The following is a 3,971-nucleotide window of genomic DNA, read 5'->3' as shown; positions in this document are numbered from 1 at the left end:
AAGCGTTTATCCACTTGGACGAGGCATTGTCGTACTTTAATATCTGACCATCTGTTGGAGATGTCAGATTAACATCAGTCAACGCCGTCAGGGTAGAAGAGCCTCCACCGCTCTCGGCGGCGTTTATCCACCTGGAAGTCCCCGTGTCGTACTTGAGCACCTGCCCGTTGGACGGGGAGCTTATATTGACGTTGGTCAAATTGCCAATGGCCGTAGAATGAGGATTGCCCGTTGCGCTGCTGTGGCTGTAGGCCGTGTTCCAGTTGCCGGCCGAGGAGATGTAGCTATCCCCTATGGCATTACCCTGCCAGGTTGCGGCGGTGATTATGCCCGTTGCTCGCGCCACCTCAAAGGACTTGCTGCCGTTATCCTTACGCAGATACAGGCTCGTCGGGTCAACTCTGAAGTAGTAATCGTTCAATCCTGATGGATCAACGGAATACAGACCAATCCTGTTGCCTTTAATCCTGGCATAGCCATAATCATTTACAGGGTCTCCCATAGCGATACTTCTCATCGCCGTGCCATCTTTTGTGTTATAGACAATGATACCCTCGGAGGTAATATTGCCGGGTGCATCACCATCAGGCTGCAACGAACCAAGCCTTAAGACGCTGTTTGGCATGTAGTTCCATATCTGCCCTCTGCTATAGGCGTCAAGCGTCCCAAGTTTTATCGTTGACCCCACCGTCAGAGTCGGCAACGTCCCAACGGTCGTGATGTTGCTGCTACCCGCCCATGTGCTCAGGGCCGTGTTCTCCACGCTGCCAAGCCCTACCTGAAACTTGGTTACGCTGTGCGGATTGTTGCTTAACCCCGCATGGCTGTATGCCATGTCCCAGTTGGTTGACTGCGTCGTTGTCGGGATAAGATAGCCGCTGGTCAGACTGGTTAAGCCAGTTGTGCTGTTGTACGTCAGCCCTGGCACTGTACAGCTCATTGCAGCGCGGGACTGTATATCCGTATATCCCGACTGTGTCAGATTGATCCATGTGCCTGTGGATGCCTGGTATATCAACGTCTGGTTATCCGAGGGCGTTACGATCACAACGTCGCTCTGGTCGGATAACGTCTGCTTCGGATACTTTGTCCAGGCAAACGAAACAGAACCCCCTACTATCCCGATCAATATCATTAATGCCCAAATTAATGCCAGTCTTACGAGTGTCTTCATTTCTTACTCCGTGACTTACCGACCTTCTTCAAGGCAATAGCTTTAGCTTGCTTTTGAGGTTTACCCGCTGCCATTTCTGTCTTGATGTTAGCACCTTACCGTCCATTCCTAACGATGCAACGCCACCAACAACGCCCTTCTGGCTGTTCAGAAATGTAGCCAACGTTGCATTCATGTCAAGGACGTCAGAGGAGGTATGCACATGTACCAACGTGGCCTTACCCATGAGGGTGTTTAACAAGTCGCCCTCAACGCCCGTAGCTCTGCCTGTCTCTGTTGCGATTGCCTGCGTAAGCGTTGCCTCCGCTGCCATTGCCCTATTTGTCTCAGTTGACAACGATTGACTAATGCCGTCAACCTCGGACTGCCTTGTCTGTGTTTCAGCGATAAGACCCGCAACAAGGCCAGATACGTTGGTTGTAAGCGTGTTCTCTGCCGTTGTTGCCCTTGTTATCTCTGCGGCTATCGCTCCTGCGTTTGAGTTTTCTACCACCGTAGCCCTGCCTGTCTCTGTTTGTATTGCAGTGATAAGGCTGTTGTCGGCGGTTTGCCGTATCTGCGTTTCGGCTGTAAGGCCAGCCTGTAAAACAACTATGCTGCTCTTTAGTGTACCTTCAATGTTTGTTGCCCTAGTCGTCTCTGCGTTGAGACTATTTTCAAGCATGGTGTCTTTTGTTGAGCGAACGACAGCCTCTGCGTTTATCGCTGTTTGACCAATCACGATGATATCAGAGGCATGTTTACCGTCTACCGTGTCGGCGTCAACTCCGATCAATGGCAATATGGATACCGGCAGCTTGCCTGTATTGTCAAGCCCTGCAATGCCGTTTGGGAGATTGGTCTCTTGTCTCTCCCAAAACGGTGTCGTATTTGTGAGTGGCATATTTTGTTCACCTTCCTTTATTTATATCAAAAACGGGAAACCCGCTATTTGTATCTTGCGTTGTCTGTATCATCTCACACCATCTTCAACAATGCAATCAACGCCTTGATTGCATCTTGACCGCCAAGCAAGGAAACCAGTAACAAAACTACGACAACAACAACAATAATGAACACCCTCTGAACCTTTGCGTCAATTACTACCAATTGTCGTTGCAATGGCGCTATCTTGTACGTAGTGCAAGTCATGACTTCGTTGTTACAAAATTCTTTTGTCACCATTTGCACTCTTTTTGTTTCGCACACATCTTTCGTGACATAATCGCCAGACATCATCTCACCCCCGTGCAAACAACGCTCACTGTCGGTAAGGTCCCACCTGTCAGTATCTTCAGTCTAGCCCGTATGTATCTAGCCGGTGAATCAACTATAGAAAATGAGCCAATATTGGCCGCTATTTGTGCCGCCGTCAAGGTTACATCCGCCATGCAGGATGGATCAAACACCATAGCGCCAGTCTGGTTGCCTTCTATACATACAGCAACAGCCGTCGGATTACCTGTTGTTGTCACATCGCAACTCCATGTCCTGAAGTCAGCAAAGGTCACGGCCTTCAGGGTGCCTGGCTCCGTACTATTTGCAGCGTCAAGTAATATCCAGGTCTCGGCAAATACCTCTTCTGAAGATGCCGACAGTAATAAACATAGAACAAGCACGATATATAACAGCTTCCGTTTCACTATTTCAGTCCTTCCGACAATGAATCTATGAGTTTATAACTTTGAGCATACCAAAACTCACCCGCCTTGCTGATCATATCCAACTTCTCACTCTCCCACACCAATATCTTGTTTTTATTATTGATTTGCAGCCCGTTCAGTGCGTTGCGCACCGCATCGAGCGATGAACGCACATCCGTTGATATTGTCTCCCGCCCACGGCTCGTCTTGCCTACCACCAAGACCGTAAACCTGATTGTTACAATGCCATGAACCCCACGCCCGGCAACGTTGTCGATTGTAGCGCTGTCATACATCACCAGCACGGCAGGCAACGGCAATGTCAAAATCGTATCGAGCTGACCACTGTAGCTGCTAACGTTTTTGAGCGCTGTTACCGTCTTTAACTTCGATATAATTGCCGTTTCTACTGATAATATGTCTTCCATCTTAATATCTACCCAACTTGTCAGAATTAAAGGTTAAATCACCAATTGACCTGTTGTTTTTAACCCTATCGTAACTGGTGTGCAACGGTTCGGGTTGCTGAATATTCAAGGCACCAGACCGGATTTCTTTCAACCTTTCCAACGCCAGCTTGTAATCATCTATGCGTCTCTGACCTACCTCTGTCTGTTGATTGCGTTGAAACAGAAAGTATACAGCCATGTCAATTGTTATTGACTTGATAATCCCTGACACGGGAACAGGAAACGGAACATAGTAGCGGCTTGCACAGTAACCGTCAACAATCGCTTGCGCTTGTACAATGGCGTTATCCACAACAACACCGTCCATGTTTCCTGTACCGGCGTCATCGGTTAGGCCTATCAATTCAGGCAAGCGGATTGCGTTCTGTATGTCGGTCACTGTGCAGTATGTCACCGCCATTGCACTATACCACCAGTATCCGTATCAACTCATCTATGCCTGATGCGGCATCAAGCGCATAACCGTTGATGTGTTGCGGTGTTTCGCTGCCAACAATGGTCATGGTCGGTTGCGCGCTTGACGATGTGACCGTTGTCCCCGAACCAGGTACCGTTGCTGACAACATTGTTGCAGGGACGGCCTTACCGTTTGCGTCTGAGACAACGGCAACACCGGCGGTCACCGCAGCGCCTGCCACTATCACCTTGACCGAACCAGGCAGCGCAACGCTAATAGTATTTCCGCTGTCAAAGTCATACATGCTG

Annotated in this window: 5 protein-coding genes and 2 pseudogenes; all 7 read right to left on the bottom strand. The window is 49.1% G+C overall.

The window, feature by feature from the left end; translation table 11 throughout:
• Window positions 1–1,174: pseudogene (locus tag HWQ67_RS13950) on the bottom strand (hypothetical protein); the annotation flags it as partial.
• 28 nt (window positions 1,175–1,202) lie between these two features.
• Complete coding sequence (locus HWQ67_RS13945) at window positions 1,203–2,057, bottom strand: hypothetical protein (protein WP_218253300.1); 855 nt, start codon at window positions 2,055–2,057, stop codon at window positions 1,203–1,205.
• A gap of 74 nt (window positions 2,058–2,131) precedes the next feature.
• Window positions 2,132–2,338, bottom strand: coding sequence for a hypothetical protein (locus tag HWQ67_RS13940; protein WP_218253299.1), 207 nt, complete (start codon window positions 2,336–2,338; stop codon window positions 2,132–2,134).
• 50 nt (window positions 2,339–2,388) lie between these two features.
• Window positions 2,389–2,796, bottom strand: a complete 408-nt coding sequence (locus HWQ67_RS13935) for a hypothetical protein (RefSeq protein WP_218253298.1) — start codon at window positions 2,794–2,796, stop codon at window positions 2,389–2,391.
• Window positions 2,796–3,224, bottom strand: a complete 429-nt coding sequence (locus tag HWQ67_RS13930; protein ID WP_218253297.1) for a hypothetical protein — start codon at window positions 3,222–3,224, stop codon at window positions 2,796–2,798. The genes HWQ67_RS13935 and HWQ67_RS13930 overlap by 1 nt, the downstream gene beginning before the upstream one ends.
• A 1-nt stretch (window position 3,225) precedes the next feature.
• Window positions 3,226–3,666, bottom strand: a complete 441-nt coding sequence (locus tag HWQ67_RS13925; RefSeq protein WP_218253296.1) for a DUF1320 domain-containing protein — start codon at window positions 3,664–3,666, stop codon at window positions 3,226–3,228.
• A gap of 4 nt (window positions 3,667–3,670) precedes the next feature.
• Window positions 3,671–3,971 (bottom strand): annotated as a pseudogene (locus HWQ67_RS13920) (capsid cement protein); the annotation flags it as partial.

It is taken from the genome of Candidatus Magnetobacterium casense (genome assembly GCF_019173545.1).
Taxonomy (GTDB): Bacteria; Nitrospirota; Thermodesulfovibrionia; order Thermodesulfovibrionales; family Magnetobacteriaceae; genus Magnetobacterium; species Magnetobacterium cryptolimnobacter.
Note: the sequence above shows the minus strand (reverse complement) of the source record. Positions and strands in the feature narration are given on the sequence as shown.